Below are 14,804 nucleotides of genomic sequence, written 5' to 3' on the forward strand. Positions count from 1 at the left end.
TGATAAAAGAGGACGATATGGCAACATTTAAATTTACACCTAAAGATATCTATGAAGCTGACTTTGGAACAAAAATGCGAGGTTATGATAAAGAAGAAGTTGACGAGCTCCTCGATGACGTCATTCAAGATTACGAAGCTTTTCAAGCAGAGATATTACGCCTGCAGGAAGAAAACGAATTTTTGAAGAAAAAAATCGTTGAACTAGAATCTCAAGCAAGCCGTCCAAATCAGGCGAATTTGGAAGAAACACAACGCTTGGATAACATGAGTCGCGTGGTTTCAAACCGTTTGAGTAAACCTCGAACAGAAATTAGCCAGCCAAGCAATTTTGAATTACTTAAGCGTATCAATCGTTTGGAACAAGCCGTTTTTGGCCCAGGAAATGCTTCAAATGAAGAAGCTTAAGTCTGGCTTTATACTTTAATGAAAAAGAAAAAAACAGTTTTTGGATAACTGCGTGGTACGAATGTGTATCATGAGGAAAGTCCATGCTCGCACGGGCTGCGATGCCCGTAGTGTTTGTGCTTGGTGAAACAATAAACCAAGGTAGGAGTGTCATGCCTAACGGCTGAAGAAAGTGCTAAGTCTTTTGATATGCATGAGTATTCTGTAAAAGTGCCAAAGAGACGAGGCTTGCTGGAAACGGTAAGATTGGAACGTGGTAAACCCCTCAAGCGAGCAACCCAAACTTATGGTCGGGGCACTTGACTAGCCGAACTGAAGGCGTGGTCGAGGGAGAAGTCTTTCTTCTTCAGACAGATGGTTATCGACGGTCGCAAGACCTGAACAAAACATGGCTTATAGAAAACTGTATGACACGCTGGGCTAGTCCCAGCTTTTTTTAGAAAGAAACAAAGGAAAAAATGAAAAATAATTTTAAGCTGATGGCTACTGCAGCAGCAGGTTTAGAGAGTTTGGTTGCTCGTGAATTACGCAATATGGAGATTGAAAATGTTACGATTGACGATCGTTCGCGTGTCTTTTTTACAGGAGATACAAAAACGATTGCTCAAGCAAATACTTGGCTTCGTACAGCAGATCGTGTAAAGATTGTTGTGGGGGAATTTAAGGCACGTACCTTTGATGAACTCTTTGAAAATGTCTATGCGCTCGATTGGGAAGACTATATTCCCTTTGGTTCAGCCTTCCCTGTAAGCAAGGCGAAGTCTGTGAAATCTACCTTACATAATGAGCCAAGTGTTCAAGGTATCACTAAAAAAGCTATCGTGAAGAAATTGCAAAAGGCCTACCATCGTCCAGAAGGTGTGCCTATCCCAGAAAATGGTGCAAGCTTCTCCATTGAGATTGCGATTCACAAGGATAATGCAACGGTGACGATTGACACAACGGGAGACTCTCTCTTCAAACGGGGCTATCGTGTTGAAAAGGGCGATGCACCATTGAAGGAAAACATGGCGGCAGCGATTATTATGTTGACAAACTGGTTGGCCAATCCCAAACGTATGTTTGTTGACCCTACATGTGGGTCAGGAACATTCACGATTGAGGCTGCCATGTTGGCACTCAATATGGCACCAGGTCTTAACCGCAAGTTTGCCTGTGAAGCTTGGTCATGGATGAAGCCAGAAGTTTTTGAAGATGTACGTCAAGCAGCAAAACAAGCAGTACGTAAAGATTTGGAACTCGATATCCAAGGATTCGATATCGATGGTCGGATGGTTGAGATTGCAAAAAGTAACGCACTTGCAGCTGGACTTGACCATGTGATAAAATATAAACAGATGCGCCTGCAAGATTTTCGTACAGATGCTCTTGATGGGGTTATCGTATCGAATCCTCCATACGGAGAACGTTTGGGAGATGAAGATTCAGTTGCAGGGCTCTATAAAGAGATGGGAGCAACTTTTGCGCCACTCGAAACTTGGAGCAAATATATTCTGACGAGTGATATTGCTTTTGAAACACATTACGGAGCGAAAGCAACGAAAAAGCGTAAACTCTATAACGGAACATTGCGTACAGACTTGTATCAATATTTTGGAAAAAGAATAAAAAATAAGCAAATGCTATGGAGATCTAAATGACAGAAGAAAAAGATAAAGATATCAAAAATTCTGGCGAAAAAGTCTTAAAACTTGGCGATGTCTCGGACTTCACCGTAGGTGAGATTGTGAAAAAAGCAGAAAGAGTAGATAAAGAAAATAGCGCAAGTGAAAGCGTGCTTGACAAGTATATTCGTCAACATCGTGGGGAGATAGAAGCTGTTAAAAATCAAGCCCTAGAAAAGTATATTCAAGCAGAACGAAAAAAGATGAGCCAAGAAGATACGGCTGCTCTTAGCGATGAGGCTTCTGACGTTAAGAAGGAACCGGAAGAGCTTTCAAAAGAAACTGGGGAGCTTTCGGAAGAGAGAAGCACAGAGGCAGTCACTTCTTCTGAAGATGTGCCTACGGAATCTTATCCGGAAGATCTGAACTCTAAGGAAAAAATATCTGAATTTGATGAGGTAGAAGTTGTTGATGACCTTCCCCCAGTTTTTCCGATTTCAGAGGATAAGGCAGCTGTAGAGCCTGGAACAGAAGAAATAGAGAAGGAGGAAGTCTCCGAACAGTCAACACAGACTCTTGCGGTGGAAGAGTCTTCTGCTGAATTCGGCGAATCGTCAAGGAAAGCTATTGATGAAGCTTCTCTAGGTGACGTTTCTGAGACAGAAAAGGTTCGACCAGTTGAGCAAGATGTGGTGGCAGGAGAGCCGTTATTGAAGCCAACAGCGGCTGTAACTGAAAGTGAACCAGAGGACAGCACAAAAGATACTCCAGAAAAGAAAAATAACAAAAAACCACTCATCATTGGTCTTTGTGCATTCATCCTTTTAGCAGCTGGCGGTGCGGGTTATGCACTTTATAACCATAACAATAATCAAAAGGCGGCAGAACAAGCCGCAGCTATAACTAAGGAAAATTTAACTGCTTTTAATAAAGCTTATGACGAATTTTTTACAGATTCAGACCATCTTTTTTTGAAGAACTCGAACTTTGATCAGCTGGAAAACTTAAAAGAAAAGCTTTCAAAACTAAAAGGTCAGGACTTTGAGTCTGCTGAAAAGAAAGTGAACGAACTCGAAGCACAAATCGCTGCAGTAGAGAAAGTCAACGCACTCTTTAATAAGCCAGTCCTTGTAGATGGGAAGTTAGATGAAGCTGCTCAAGTCAAAACAGCAGTTACTTTACCAGCCGTACCAAAAACGGCAAATGAAAGTCTGAATGAGGTACTAGAAAAGGCGATTAATTTGGCAAAGAAACAGCAAGCTGAAGCGAAAGCTAAAGAAGAGCAAGCTGCAGCCTCTGCTCAAAATAATAGAAACTCCGCTGCGTCTGGTCAGGCAGCAGGGAACTCTAGCCCTGCTGTCACTGAACAGGCAAGCGGATCAGCAAATGCGCCTACACCTTCAACTGAAAATCAAGGGACACAAAGCTCTACTCCAACAGTCGGTGGTATGCCGAATGGTGCGCAAAATCCAACAGGGGCTATACCGGACAATTCTAATGCACGTGTTCAGCCTCAGCCTAATCTGAACCCTAATGATCCGGCGTTCACTTGGAGTCCAGGAATTAGGGATAAAGTCTTGAATATTGCGCGGCAACGTGGCTATATTTCTGGTAATAATTTTATTCTTTTACCAGTAGCTATTCACACAATGACTTCAGGCTTTATGGCTGGTCAAGTTGCGGGATATTACAATCTCTATCGTCCAGATGGCAGTTACTTACTGACAATCAATGCCAAGACAGGCTATTTCTTTGGAAATGGTAAAGGTTTGCCTACTGATTTTGGATAAAGAATAAAAACTTCTTTGCTCATGTGAACAGAGAAGTTTTTTTGAACTTAGTTATAACCATACGATAAGATACAAAGGGCGTGCTACTCTTGGGAGAATTTCTTTTAACTTGCCTCTGCTAGAAGAGGGGCTCAAAAAACTCAGCTTGCCTTATCAGTATCAAAGAAGCAGGAGACTTTATGGCTGCTGTTATGAACCAAAAAGCTTTAGAAATGGATGAATGTATGCAAGATTCCTCCAGTGGCATAACGAAGATAACTTATAAGCCTGTTCCAGAAAATTTCAAACATTCCTTTGTCCTCCGTCCTCTTTTCAAAAGTTTGCTGCAGTATTTGCAAGCAGATTTGGAGAAATGCCTAGGCGCTAGCAGGAATTTTCATAGACGACATGCTGTTTCATTTAATTATGGGATGAAAATAAGATATAATATGTAAAAATAGTTCAAGGAGGCTTGCTATGCTCAAAATCGCGTTTATCTGTGTGCATAATTCATGCCGCTCACAAATTGCAGAAGCACTCGGTAAAAAGTTTGTTGGGGACAAGTTTGAATTTTATTCTGCAGGTACCGAGACAAAGCCACAAATTAATCAAGATGCCGTCCGTTTGATGAAAGAACTCTATAATATAGATATGGAAAAAACACAAGCTTCAAAGTTGTTACAAGATATTCCACCTGTGGATATTGTAATTACTATGGGCTGCAACGTTGATTGTCCCTATCTTCCTTGCAAATATCGAGAAGATTGGGGATTAGAGGATCCAACAGGTCAAGATGATGAGGTTTTCAAAGACACTATCCAACGGATTGAAGAAAAGATAGTGGCGTTGAGGCATCGGAATTTTTAAGGGAAAACAAAAAAAGCACCTTTGAGCTTGACAGGTATGTTAAGGCGCTTTTCTCATGCATATATGAGTAATTTTTAGAAAATCATCAATTCTTTATTTGTTTGAGTTAAAGGCTCACAGCCAGTTTTAGTGACATAGAGGCAGTCCTCGATACGTACGCCGACCTTACCTGGAATGTAGATGCCTGGTTCATCAGAGAAACACATGCCTTCCTCAATGATAATATCCTCAGAGCCACCAATGGATGGGAATTCATGGACGTCCATACCGATACCATGACCAAGACGGTGGACGAAGTACTCACCATAACCAGCTTTGCTAATCACATCACGGGCTACTTTATCAATTTCGAGAGCAGATACTCCAGGTTTTACAAAATCCATAGCTGCCAGTTGTGCTTCAAGAACGATTTTGTGGATATCTGCATCAAAATCAGACGGTTTTCCAATAGAGATGGTACGTGTAGCATCAGAAGCGTAGCCGTTTTTCATGACACCGAGGTCAAAGAGCAAGAGTTTATTGTCTTGGATTTTGACATCTTCTGGCATACCGTGAGGATTAGCTGCACGAGCACCTGAGAGCACGATTGTTTCAAAACTCATCTGTGGCACGCCCATACGTTTCATTTCGTATTCAATTTTGGCAACAACATCTGTTTCTGTACGGTCAGAATTTGCATATTCAAAACCAATTTCGAAACATTTATCTGCGTACTCACCAGAGATTTTCATTTTTTCGATTTCATCGGCAGATTTGATTAAACGCATCCGTTCCACCAATGGTGTCAAGTTAACAAATTCAACACCAGAAAATTGCGATTTGAGTCCTTCAGTTTTTGACAAGGGGATGTCAGAAAATTCCACTGCGATTTTTTTGATATTTCTTGAACCTAGGTGTTCCTTAATAACAGCCCAGGGATTTTGAGAATCTTCATAGCCAAAGATATCAAAACCAGTCGTGTTTTCTTTAGCTTTTTCTACTTCCAAAGCAGGCGTGAAAAGTGAAGGTGCTTTATCAGGGAAAACCATCAAACCAGCGATACGCTCGTGTGGATCAATAGCCAGACCTGTCAAGTAGTTCAAGGTCGTAGGATTGGTAATGAAAGTCATGTCAACTTCATTTTCGCTCAGAAAATTAGAGATACGTTCGATTTTGCTCATAGTATCCACCTTTCTATAAATTATTATCTCTATTGTACGCTAAATCTTAAAAAAAAGCATGCTTTAAATTAAGGAAATTGTAACACTGAAAATTATTGAAACGGTTTTCAAAAAATGCTATAATTAAATTTGGGAAAAGTTTTCACAAATATTAAAAAATATAAAAACGGACAAGATTATTAAAATTGAGGTTTTAAAAGAATGGAAGAATCAACAACAACAATTTATGACGTTGCTCGAGTTGCTGGGGTATCGATGGCTACCGTAAGTCGTGTGGTCAATGGCAATGCGAACGTCAAAGAGAAAACACGTCAGAAAGTTCTAGATGCAATTGAAGAATTGGACTATCGTCCTAACGCAATTGCCCGTGGTCTTGCAAGTAAACGTACAACGACAGTTGGGGTTGTTCTCCCAACGATTACGTTACCATATTTTGCAGAGATTGCGCGGGGAATTGACGATATTGCATCAATGTATCAATACAATGTCATTCTGGCCAACAGTGATGGAGAGGAAGAAAAAGAACTAAAAGTTATTGAGAGCCTCTTTTCTAAGCAAGTTGACGGTATCGTTTATATGGGAAGCTTCATGACTGAAAAAGTGCGCAAGCAACTTCAATCAACACGCACTCCCATCGTTTTGGCTGGGATGATTGATGTGGATAAGCGAATGTCGTCAGTAAATATTGACTATCGTCTCGCCGCTCATCAAACGACTTCTGAATTGATCCAAAATAATAAGCGTATCGCCTTTGTTTCAGGCTCTCTAGAAGAAGCTGAAAATACGGAACGTATGGTGGGCTACCAAGAGGCTCTGGAGGAAGCGGGACTGAAATTTGACGAATCTCTTGTTTTTGAAGGAAATTATAGCTTTGAAAATGGTCTGGCTTTAGCTGAGCAAATGCTATCTAAAAAGATTGATGCAGCAATTGTATCTTATGATACTGTTGCAGTAGGTCTGCTTAATGCTTTGCTTGCTAAGGGAGTAAAAGTTCCTGAAGACTTTGAGATTATTTCTGGTTCAAACAGCCCAATCACAGCCTATATGTATCCAGGTTTAACCTCTGTGAACCAACCTCTGTATGATATCGGTGCAGTTTCTATGCGTTTGTTGACAAAATTAATGCATAAAGAAGAAATTGAGGAAAATCAATTGATTCTCGCTCACCAAATCATTAACCGTGGTTCTACAAAGTAAAGAATAAAAAAGATAGAACAATAGACGAAATCGTTCAAAAGGACACGAGAGAGTGTTGCCTTGAACGATTTTTCTATAGCGGTTTTTTATTAGCTTCCTTGTCAACTCCTGTGATTGAACATGATATGATGAAGCAAAAAAAGGGAAACTCAGAGCTTCATCAAACTTCTTATCTTCTTGATATCCGGAAAAACGAAGCGATATTAGGCGAAAAAGCACTAAATTGCAAAGCGTAAATGAAAAGTTATTTGACTTTCACACGAAAGCATGATACCATAGAGAAGTAAATTAGTCTAAGTTATATATTTTATATGTTTTCTTTCACACAATGATTTACAAATTTGACGAAAGGAAATGTATACTATGACAAAAGGAACTGTAAAATGGTTTAACGACTCTAAAGGTTTTGGTTTTATCACTGCTGAGGATGGTACTGATGTGTTTGCACACTTTACACAAATCCAAAGTGATGGTTTCAGAAAGCTGGAAGAAGGCGAAAAAGTTGCCTTTGATATTGAGCAAGGTCAACGTGGACCTCAAGCATCAAACATCATTAAAGGATAATTATGGCACTCTTAAAGGGGTGCTTTTCTTATTGTGAAAAACAGGTGGGTCTTGCCAGACTTGTAAGCGACGAATTCACTGAGTTTAAAAAGTGGCTTGAAGTGCAGACGGTCATTCCTTGGGCTGGAGGAAGACCACGTTTGGACAAATTTACCCAAATTAATAAGTTTAAAGAAGGCGCAAAATCAAGCATCGACATGTATAATAGGGTTACATTTGGTAAGGCTAACAAGATGTGCTAAACTTAAAAGTATGAGGAAAACGAAAATTGTAGTGCCTGTTCTTCCGACAAATATGGCAGAAGTACAGGCCTTGGATGTAGAAAAATACAGTGAAGCCGATATTATTGAATGGCGTGCTGATTTTTTGGGGGATACAGCCGTGATTCTAGAAGCTGCCCCCTTAATATTTGACAAATTTAAGGAGTTTCCGCTTCTTTTTACTGTGCGTACGGCACATGAAGGAGGAAAGTTGTCCATTTCTAAAAAAGATTATGTCGCACTTTTGCAGGAAATAGCTAAATTTGATCCTGCTTATATTGACCTTGAATATTTTTCCTACCGTAAAGCCTTGCCGCAACTTCTTGATTTAAAAGAAAAAATTGTACTTTCTTACCATAATTTTTCCGAGTCTCCGACAGATTTGACAGGCAGAATAATGAAAATGCACAAAGAAGGGACAGCATTTGTAAAAGTTGCCATTATGGCACAGCGGGAATGTGATGTTTTAGACCTTTTACAGATTACACGAGATTTTACTGTAGAGTTTGGTCAAAAATTTATCAGTATCGCCATGGGAGAGATGGGCAAATTGACGCGGGTCTCTGGTGGCTTAACAGGTTCCTTGTGGACTTTTGCGCCGCTTGAAGAGGAAGCAGGGAGTGCTCCTGGACAAATCGCATTGCCTCAAATGCTGGATATCCTCAATGCCTTAGAGGAGTAATATTCGGTTTTTCCACATATTAAGTCAATAAAACAAGAATATTTAAGAATTTCCCGAAAAAATTCAGCCAAAATGGTATAATTTATAGTAAGTTAGAAATTTGGAGGAACTATGGTTATCAATCGTTACAGTCGTCCAGAAATGGCGGCAATCTGGTCGGAGGAAAACAAGTACAGAGCATGGCTTGAAGTGGAAATTCTCGCAGATGAAGCTTGGGCTGAGCTTGGTGAAATTCCAGCTGAAGATGTGAGAAAAATTCGGGAAAATGCGAGTTTTGATGTTGAGCGCATTTTAGAAATCGAAAAAGAGACACGCCATGATGTGGTAGCCTTTACGCGTGCCGTTTCAGAAACGCTTGGTGAAGAAAGAAAGTGGGTCCATTATGGACTGACATCGACAGATGTTGTTGATACTGCCTATGGTTATCTCTACAAGCAAGCCAACGATATTATTCGCCGTGATTTGGCCAACTTTTTGGAAATCATCGCCGATAAAGCACGTGAACATAAATATACAGTATGTATGGGGCGTACGCACGGTGTACATGCAGAACCGACAACATTTGGTCTCAAATTAGCAACGTGGTACTCAGAAATGAAGCGTAATATTGAGCGCTTTGAGCATGCTGCGAAGGGAGTCGAGGCAGGGAAAATCTCAGGTGCTGTGGGGACTTTTGCTAATATTCCTCCTTTTGTCGAAGAATATGTTTGTGAAAAGCTCGGCATTCGTCCACAAGAGATTTCGACACAAGTACTGCCGCGAGATTTGCATGCCGAGTATTTCAGTACTTTAGCACTTATTGCGACATCTATTGAACGTATGGCGACAGAAATCCGTGGATTACAAAAGTCCGAACAACGTGAAGTAGAAGAATTCTTCGCCAAAGGTCAAAAAGGTAGCTCAGCAATGCCACACAAACGTAATCCTATCGGTTCGGAAAATATGACTGGTTTGGCGCGTGTTATCCGGGGACATGTTGTGACAGCTATGGAAGATGTTGTTTTGTGGCATGAACGTGATATTTCACACAGTTCTGCAGAACGTATCATCGCACCAGACACCACAGAATTGATCAACTATATGCTGAACCGCTTCGGCAATATTGTTAAAAATCTGACTGTTTTCCCAGAAAATATGAAACGCAATATGGATGCGACTTTTGGCTTGATTTACAGCCAACATGTGATGCTGATGCTGATTGAAAAAGGGATGACACGTGAAGAAGCTTATGATTTGGTGCAACCATTGACTGCGAAATCATGGGATGAGCAGCTCATGTTCCGTCCGCTTGTAGAAAATAATGAAAAGATTCGTGAAAAACTTACAGAGGAAGATATTGATGCTGCCTTTGATTATAATTATCACTTGTCACGTGTTGACGTAATCTTTGAACGTTTAGGTTTGTAAATGACTTTCAGAACTTCAGTGCTATAAAAATAGCTTATATAAGGAGACGATAATGACAGTAGAAGATTACTATGCTACCTTGGACTCTAGCCAAGACCCACATGTTTTAGCTCTGAGAAAGTTGATTATGGAGAATGCTCAGGTTGAGGAGGTTATCGCCTGGTCCATGCCGACTTTCAAGCTCAAAGCTACGGGGAAAAATTTCTTATCAATCAAAGCAACTAAGAAATTCGTCTCCTTATATATTTTTCAGGACAAGGGTGGCGATTCTGCCCAGCAGGAAATTATTTTCGATACTTTCAAAGATTATGCGCCCTCTACTGGTGGCGGGGGTCAGATGATTACTGTTCGTTTTGACTATAAGAAAGACCTGCCTGAGCAATTGCTGAAAGACTTTATTCAATTTCAAGTGAAGGCAGTAACAGAAAAATGAATGTTTAAAATGGACTTTAGGTTCATTTTTTTATTTGGAAAAGTAACTCATAATTAGTCCATTGATTTATTTCAGATTAAAATTTAGAAGGATAGAAACTCTACATTTCTATCTTTATAACAATTCAGTATTGACTAATATGTATAACTTTGTTATCATATTAGTATAAACTAATATGAAGAAAAAGGCCTATGAATTTAACAGAAAAACGTCAAAAACTGATACACGGTTTATCAAACAGAACAAGGCTTATGGTTCTGGAGGCCTTGCGTGACAAGGAAATGACCGTAACAGAACTCTTAGATGAAACAAAAGCTGGACAGTCCAATCTTTCACAACACCTGTCTTGTTTAAGGGACTGTGGTTTAATCACAAGTCGTAAGGAGGGAAAGTATATCTATTACTCTTTGACGACATCAGAGCTCAACCATTTACTGGAAGTCATTGATGCCACAGTAGAGTCAATGCACTGGTTACCAACGGAAGACATACATTGTGATACATATATAAATTAAAAGGAGTTTCATATGTTTAAAACTACTCGAAAAAATACACATCATCATGCAGCACATTGTGTCAAAGAGGCTTGCAATTGCCTTTGTCATCAAGCTAAATCTGTGAGAACCGAGTCTGGTGAGTGTTCAGCTAGCACAGAGCTGCTAGAGTCCTCAGATGATTCAGAGCCAGCCTGTTGTAACAACAGCCTAAAATTAAAGTCAGATTTAGAGGAAAATGAAAAGAATAGTCATGAACTGTTGATTATCATTTTTTCAGCTCTATTATTAGCAGTTTTGAGCTTTTTAGATTTTCCTCCACATTTTAAGTTTCCGCTGTTTATCCTGACCTATCTTTTGATTGGACACAGCGTTCTACTTAAGGCGATAGAAAAATTGCTTAAGGCTGATATTTTTAACGAATTCTTCTTGATGAGTATCGCGACTGCCGGAGCGTTTGCCTTAGGGGAATATGCGGAAGCGATCGCTGTGATGCTTTTTTACCAAGTGGGGGAGTATTTCCAAGACAGAGCCGTTGGAAAGAGTAAAAAGTCAATCGTGTCCTTGATGGATCTTCGGCCAGAAGTTGCAACTGTCAAAAGACAGGGAAAACTCGTCAGTGTTTCTCCAGAAGCAGTTGCTGTCGGTGAAATAATACAAGTGAAAGCTGGTGAAAAAGTGCCTCTTGATGGCAAGATATTATCGGGACAGTCAAGTGTCAATACAGCTGCGTTGACAGGAGAATCTTTGCCACGAGAAGTGAAAAAAGGCGATGAAGTTCTCTCAGGCTTTCTCAATATTAATGGCCTTCTCGAAGTGGAAGTTGTAAAAACTTTTGGCCAGTCCTCAGTCTCTAAAATCCTCAATCTGGTCGAAAATGCTCAGGAAAACAAAGCGCCCACAGAGCAGTTTATTTCGAAGTTTGCCCGTTACTATACTCCTATCGTTGTGGTTGCAGCTCTCATAATAGCTCTCCTGCCTCCACTTTTCTTCCAGCAAGATTGGTCTGTCTGGTTGAAACGAGCTTTTACTTTCCTCATCATCTCCTGCCCTTGTGCGCTTGTGGTTTCTATTCCTCTAGGCTTCTTTGCGGGGATTGGGGCAGCATCGAAAAAGGGTATCTTGGTTAAGGGAGGGAACCATCTTGAAGCACTGACAAAGGTCAAGCGAGTTCTCTTTGATAAAACGGGAACGCTTACCCAAGGAAACTTTAAAGTCACTCAGGTCTTTCCTGAAAAAGGTGTTTCGAAAGAAGAACTCTTACAACTGGCGGCTATTGGCGAGTTAAACTCCACTCATCCTCTGGGGCTGGCTCTAAAAGAAAATCAAAACTTAGAGGAGGCTGTGATTACAGCAACAGAGGAGATTTCTGGACACGGCACACGCACGTTTTATAATGGCGATGAAATTCTGGTAGGAAATGCGAAGCTTATGCAGCGCTATGCTATTGCTTTCCAAGAGAGTGATGCGATAGGTTCGTTGCTCTATGTAGCGAAAAATGGACAGTATCAAGGTCTTATCCTTGTCGCTGATGTGCTCAAAGAGGATGCTCAAGAAGCAATTGTTGAGTTGAACAAGCTTCATGTCTCTCAAACCATGCTCACTGGAGACAGTCAAAAAGTAGCAGCAGTAGTTGCAGAAAAGTTGAATATAAGCGATTATCATGCCAATCTCCTCCCAGAGGATAAGGTCTCTATTCTGGAAAGCCTTCTGCAGAAAGAAGAAGGTCTAACTGCCTTTGTTGGAGATGGCATCAATGATGCACCAGTTATCGCACGGGCTGATGTAGGTTTTGCCATGGGCGGGTTAGGCTCAGATGCAGCTATCGAAACGGCTGACATTGTATTGATGACGGATAAACCTTCAAGCATCGCCCAATCTATAAAAATTGCCAGGAAGACAAAACGTCTGGTCGTGCAAAACATTGTATTAGCCCTAGGTGTGAAAGCAGTTTTCCTCCTTCTTGCTGTTTTTGGTATTGCGACCATGTGGGAAGCCGTGATTGCTGACGTAGGTGTGACCATCTTGGCCATACTTAATGTGCTAAGGCTTTTAAAATAAGAATTTGCTCCTGCTTAGCTAGGAGCTTTTGTTATGACTGAATTCCATTTTTCTCATCAAACACTCATTTCATTTGACCTTTTTTTTTTTTTTTATACTATAGACTCATAAAGTAAACGTAACATTAGAAATGCAAATGTAATGAAAAATCTAAACCACAGGTTACGTCAAAGGAGGAGTTTATGACACCAGAAAAGAAAAACCAGCGGCGGCTGCGCAACCTTGCACTCCTGTCGCTCTTGTTACTCGCAGTAGGCGGCACCTTCGCCTTCCAAGCCTTCAACCAACGGGCCATCAATGACCGGCTGAATGAAGTAGAAATCAATGTCGGTGGCCGTGTCCACGACTACTACAATCGGGAGACAGAGAATAAGGACGTCTTCGTGGAAAACTATGGTGAACGGCCAATCATGGCCCGGATACGCCTGTCCGAGTTCCTCGAAACCCGCCAACGTGATGAAGCCAACTTCACGCCTCTGGTTGCAGGAACCAGCCGTGACGATGTAGAAAACTGGACCACATGGATTCCCAGCGCAGGCAATATCAATGACCGTGCAGACAATAATGACTCAAATGCCTTCGACCAGTACGCCAACCTTATCTTTGGTTGGGAACGTTCCGGTCAAGATGCCCCATGGTATATGCCCACCTTCAACCATGACAACCTCGACCAGAGAACAGCAGCGGCAGGACATGCGCGGGACTGGATCGAAGGGAACGGTGCTACAGATGCAGTCACAGACGGGGCGACACATCCGGGAGATGGAATTGATGCCTACTGGTCAGCAGGTGAAGACTTTGACAACAGTGGTCCAATCTGGCCGGGAGAAGAAGTGACCAACCAAACTGCCCAGAACTTACAACAGGACCGTGCTCCAATGACCATGAACCAGTGGAGTAACCTTCCTAACGAAGACAAGATAGGGAACTTCTGGGTGGTTGATCCGAACACGGGTTGGGCTTACTGGGCCAACCGACTGGACCGGGAACAAGCCACCTCTTACCTGCTTGATGCAGCGGAGATGACGGCTGCCATTGAGGACAAGGTCTTTAACGGCTTTTACTACTATGGCATTCATGTCGAGAGTGGGCTGGTGAGCCCTGACCAGCATGAGGAGTTCCTCAATGACGGGGAGCAACACCATGCGGAGCTGGAAGACTTTCTCCAAGGTATCCAGAATGGGGTGATGTTTGATGATGGCTCTAATCCATTGCCTAACGAAGACAGTGCACCAGCAGACTTTGACTTTTCGACCATGCGTCCGGGGCGTATCTTTACCATGGCAGGTGAGCAGTACCGTTATCTTGAAAACATGGGTTCTGGCAATCATATGATTATCCGGAATGATGCGATTCGTAGTGTAAATTGGTATGAAAAAGACGATGCAATCACTACTTGGTATGATTCTCTTGATTCGTCAGTCCAAGGCATTGTTCGTCCTGTAAGCAATTCTTTCGATACAGGAATCGTGCCTCATAATGACGTTACATTTGAGGGGGACCGCTGGATTCCAAGAAATCTAGTAGGTGAGGTTGCGGGAGATATTACCCAAGTAGATACAAGTGGGACTCCTCAAGCTTTCCACCTTTCATTGGCAGATATGGAACGATTAACAGGAGAGGGTCGAGCTTTTCCAAGCCGGTTCCAACGGGGAACTCCTGCTTTAGGTTGGTGGTGGTTGCGTACTCCTGCGACTAGCACACAGGCTTGGCTTATTTCTAATACAGGCTTTTTAACAGGCTATTTACTTAATACAATGCGCACTGTAAATGGAGGCATACGCCCCGCCCTAATAATAAATCCATCCACAACCTAAGAAATTAAAAAAGAAACTAGACACCTGTGGTCTAGTTTTTTCATCAAAAAATAAGCAATAAAAAAATTGCACTAATGAAAGG

At 41.5% G+C, this 14,804-nt stretch carries 15 protein-coding genes and 1 other RNA gene; 15 read left to right on the forward strand and 1 reads right to left on the reverse strand.

The window, feature by feature from the left end; genetic code table 11:
* Positions 1 to 17: 17 nt before the first annotated feature.
* From ACGHCK_RS07550 to ACGHCK_RS07575, 6 genes are all read left to right on the forward strand, one after another.
* Complete coding sequence (locus tag ACGHCK_RS07550) at positions 18 to 407, forward strand: DivIVA domain-containing protein (protein ID WP_202231082.1); 390 nt, start codon at positions 18 to 20, stop codon at positions 405 to 407.
* Positions 408 to 443: 36 nt separating this feature from the next.
* An RNA gene (gene rnpB, locus ACGHCK_RS07555) (RNase P RNA component class B) lies at positions 444 to 808 on the forward strand.
* Positions 809 to 865: 57 nt separating this feature from the next.
* The gene (locus ACGHCK_RS07560) at positions 866 to 2,047 is read left to right on the forward strand and encodes a THUMP domain-containing class I SAM-dependent RNA methyltransferase (protein ID WP_251423126.1); all 1,182 of its coding nucleotides are present in this window, start codon (positions 866 to 868) and stop codon (positions 2,045 to 2,047) included.
* On the forward strand, positions 2,044 to 3,801 hold the full coding sequence (locus tag ACGHCK_RS07565; RefSeq protein ID WP_251423123.1) for a cell division site-positioning protein MapZ family protein: 1,758 nt from the start codon (positions 2,044 to 2,046) through the stop codon (positions 3,799 to 3,801). The genes ACGHCK_RS07560 and ACGHCK_RS07565 overlap by 4 nt, the downstream gene beginning before the upstream one ends.
* 179 nt (positions 3,802 to 3,980) lie before the next feature.
* Entirely contained in the window at positions 3,981 to 4,235 is a 255-nt protein-coding gene (locus ACGHCK_RS07570; protein ID WP_251423120.1) for a hypothetical protein, read from the forward strand.
* Positions 4,236 to 4,257: 22 nt separating this feature from the next.
* Positions 4,258 to 4,647 carry an arsenate reductase ArsC gene (locus ACGHCK_RS07575; protein ID WP_251423117.1) on the forward strand — a complete coding sequence of 130 codons (390 nt, stop codon included), beginning with the start codon at positions 4,258 to 4,260 and terminating at the stop codon, positions 4,645 to 4,647.
* A 74-nt stretch (positions 4,648 to 4,721) separates the two neighbouring features.
* Here ACGHCK_RS07575 and ACGHCK_RS07580 read toward each other — a convergent pair whose 3' ends face one another.
* The gene (locus ACGHCK_RS07580) at positions 4,722 to 5,807 is read right to left on the reverse strand and encodes a M24 family metallopeptidase (protein ID WP_251423114.1); all 1,086 of its coding nucleotides are present in this window, start codon (positions 5,805 to 5,807) and stop codon (positions 4,722 to 4,724) included.
* Positions 5,808 to 6,008: 201 nt separating this feature from the next.
* Here ACGHCK_RS07580 and ccpA point away from each other — a divergent pair, with 201 nt between their 5' ends.
* From ccpA to ACGHCK_RS07625, 9 genes are all read left to right on the forward strand, one after another.
* Positions 6,009 to 7,004 carry a catabolite control protein A gene (gene ccpA, locus ACGHCK_RS07585; protein ID WP_271327997.1) on the forward strand — a complete coding sequence of 332 codons (996 nt, stop codon included), beginning with the start codon at positions 6,009 to 6,011 and terminating at the stop codon, positions 7,002 to 7,004.
* A 363-nt stretch (positions 7,005 to 7,367) separates the two neighbouring features.
* A complete protein-coding gene (locus ACGHCK_RS07590; RefSeq protein ID WP_202231088.1) occupies positions 7,368 to 7,568 on the forward strand; it encodes a cold-shock protein in 201 nt (66 codons plus the stop codon).
* A 2-nt stretch (positions 7,569 to 7,570) separates the two neighbouring features.
* Positions 7,571 to 7,810 (forward strand): hypothetical protein, encoded by a 240-nt coding sequence (locus ACGHCK_RS07595; protein ID WP_251423111.1) that lies wholly within the window; start codon positions 7,571 to 7,573, stop codon positions 7,808 to 7,810.
* Between the two features lie 10 nt (positions 7,811 to 7,820).
* The gene (aroD, locus tag ACGHCK_RS07600; protein ID WP_251423108.1) at positions 7,821 to 8,510 is read left to right on the forward strand and encodes a type I 3-dehydroquinate dehydratase; all 690 of its coding nucleotides are present in this window, start codon (positions 7,821 to 7,823) and stop codon (positions 8,508 to 8,510) included.
* Between the two features lie 111 nt (positions 8,511 to 8,621).
* Positions 8,622 to 9,917, forward strand: coding sequence for an adenylosuccinate lyase (gene purB, locus ACGHCK_RS07605; protein ID WP_271327996.1), 1,296 nt, complete (start codon positions 8,622 to 8,624; stop codon positions 9,915 to 9,917).
* A 52-nt stretch (positions 9,918 to 9,969) separates the two neighbouring features.
* Positions 9,970 to 10,350, forward strand: a complete 381-nt coding sequence (locus ACGHCK_RS07610) for an iron chaperone (protein WP_251423102.1) — start codon at positions 9,970 to 9,972, stop codon at positions 10,348 to 10,350.
* Between the two features lie 191 nt (positions 10,351 to 10,541).
* The gene (locus tag ACGHCK_RS07615; RefSeq protein ID WP_251423099.1) at positions 10,542 to 10,865 is read left to right on the forward strand and encodes an ArsR/SmtB family transcription factor; all 324 of its coding nucleotides are present in this window, start codon (positions 10,542 to 10,544) and stop codon (positions 10,863 to 10,865) included.
* A gap of 12 nt (positions 10,866 to 10,877) precedes the next feature.
* Positions 10,878 to 12,905, forward strand: coding sequence for a heavy metal translocating P-type ATPase (locus ACGHCK_RS07620; protein ID WP_271327995.1), 2,028 nt, complete (start codon positions 10,878 to 10,880; stop codon positions 12,903 to 12,905).
* 182 nt (positions 12,906 to 13,087) lie between these two features.
* Positions 13,088 to 14,722: a DUF6273 domain-containing protein gene (locus ACGHCK_RS07625; protein WP_271327994.1), complete on the forward strand. Its 1,635-nt coding sequence runs from the start codon at positions 13,088 to 13,090 to the stop codon at positions 14,720 to 14,722.
* Positions 14,723 to 14,804 lie beyond the last annotated feature (82 nt).

Origin of the sequence: Lactococcus muris (assembly GCF_042849115.1) — a bacterium.
GTDB classification, from domain to species: domain Bacteria; phylum Bacillota; class Bacilli; order Lactobacillales; family Streptococcaceae; genus Lactococcus; species Lactococcus muris.

Bases quoted from the DNA above. Each gene is read 5' to 3' on its own strand.
- ACGHCK_RS07580 (WP_251423114.1), bottom strand. From the start codon at position 5,807: ATGAGCAAAATCGAACGTATCTCTAATTTTCTGAGCGAAAATGAAGTT.
- ACGHCK_RS07550 (WP_202231082.1), top strand. From the start codon at position 18: ATGGCAACATTTAAATTTACACCTAAAGATATCTATGAAGCTGACTTT.
- ACGHCK_RS07615 (WP_251423099.1), top strand. From the start codon at position 10,542: ATGAATTTAACAGAAAAACGTCAAAAACTGATACACGGTTTATCAAAC.
- ACGHCK_RS07575 (WP_251423117.1), top strand. From the start codon at position 4,258: ATGCTCAAAATCGCGTTTATCTGTGTGCATAATTCATGCCGCTCACAA.
- purB (WP_271327996.1), top strand. From the start codon at position 8,622: ATGGTTATCAATCGTTACAGTCGTCCAGAAATGGCGGCAATCTGGTCG.
- ACGHCK_RS07560 (WP_251423126.1), top strand. From the start codon at position 866: ATGAAAAATAATTTTAAGCTGATGGCTACTGCAGCAGCAGGTTTAGAG.
- ACGHCK_RS07590 (WP_202231088.1), top strand. From the start codon at position 7,368: ATGACAAAAGGAACTGTAAAATGGTTTAACGACTCTAAAGGTTTTGGT.
- ACGHCK_RS07570 (WP_251423120.1), top strand. From the start codon at position 3,981: ATGGCTGCTGTTATGAACCAAAAAGCTTTAGAAATGGATGAATGTATG.
- ACGHCK_RS07610 (WP_251423102.1), top strand. From the start codon at position 9,970: ATGACAGTAGAAGATTACTATGCTACCTTGGACTCTAGCCAAGACCCA.
- ACGHCK_RS07620 (WP_271327995.1), top strand. From the start codon at position 10,878: ATGTTTAAAACTACTCGAAAAAATACACATCATCATGCAGCACATTGT.
- ACGHCK_RS07625 (WP_271327994.1), top strand. From the start codon at position 13,088: ATGACACCAGAAAAGAAAAACCAGCGGCGGCTGCGCAACCTTGCACTC.
- ACGHCK_RS07565 (WP_251423123.1), top strand. From the start codon at position 2,044: ATGACAGAAGAAAAAGATAAAGATATCAAAAATTCTGGCGAAAAAGTC.
- ACGHCK_RS07595 (WP_251423111.1), top strand. From the start codon at position 7,571: ATGGCACTCTTAAAGGGGTGCTTTTCTTATTGTGAAAAACAGGTGGGT.
- ccpA (WP_271327997.1), top strand. From the start codon at position 6,009: ATGGAAGAATCAACAACAACAATTTATGACGTTGCTCGAGTTGCTGGG.
- aroD (WP_251423108.1), top strand. From the start codon at position 7,821: ATGAGGAAAACGAAAATTGTAGTGCCTGTTCTTCCGACAAATATGGCA.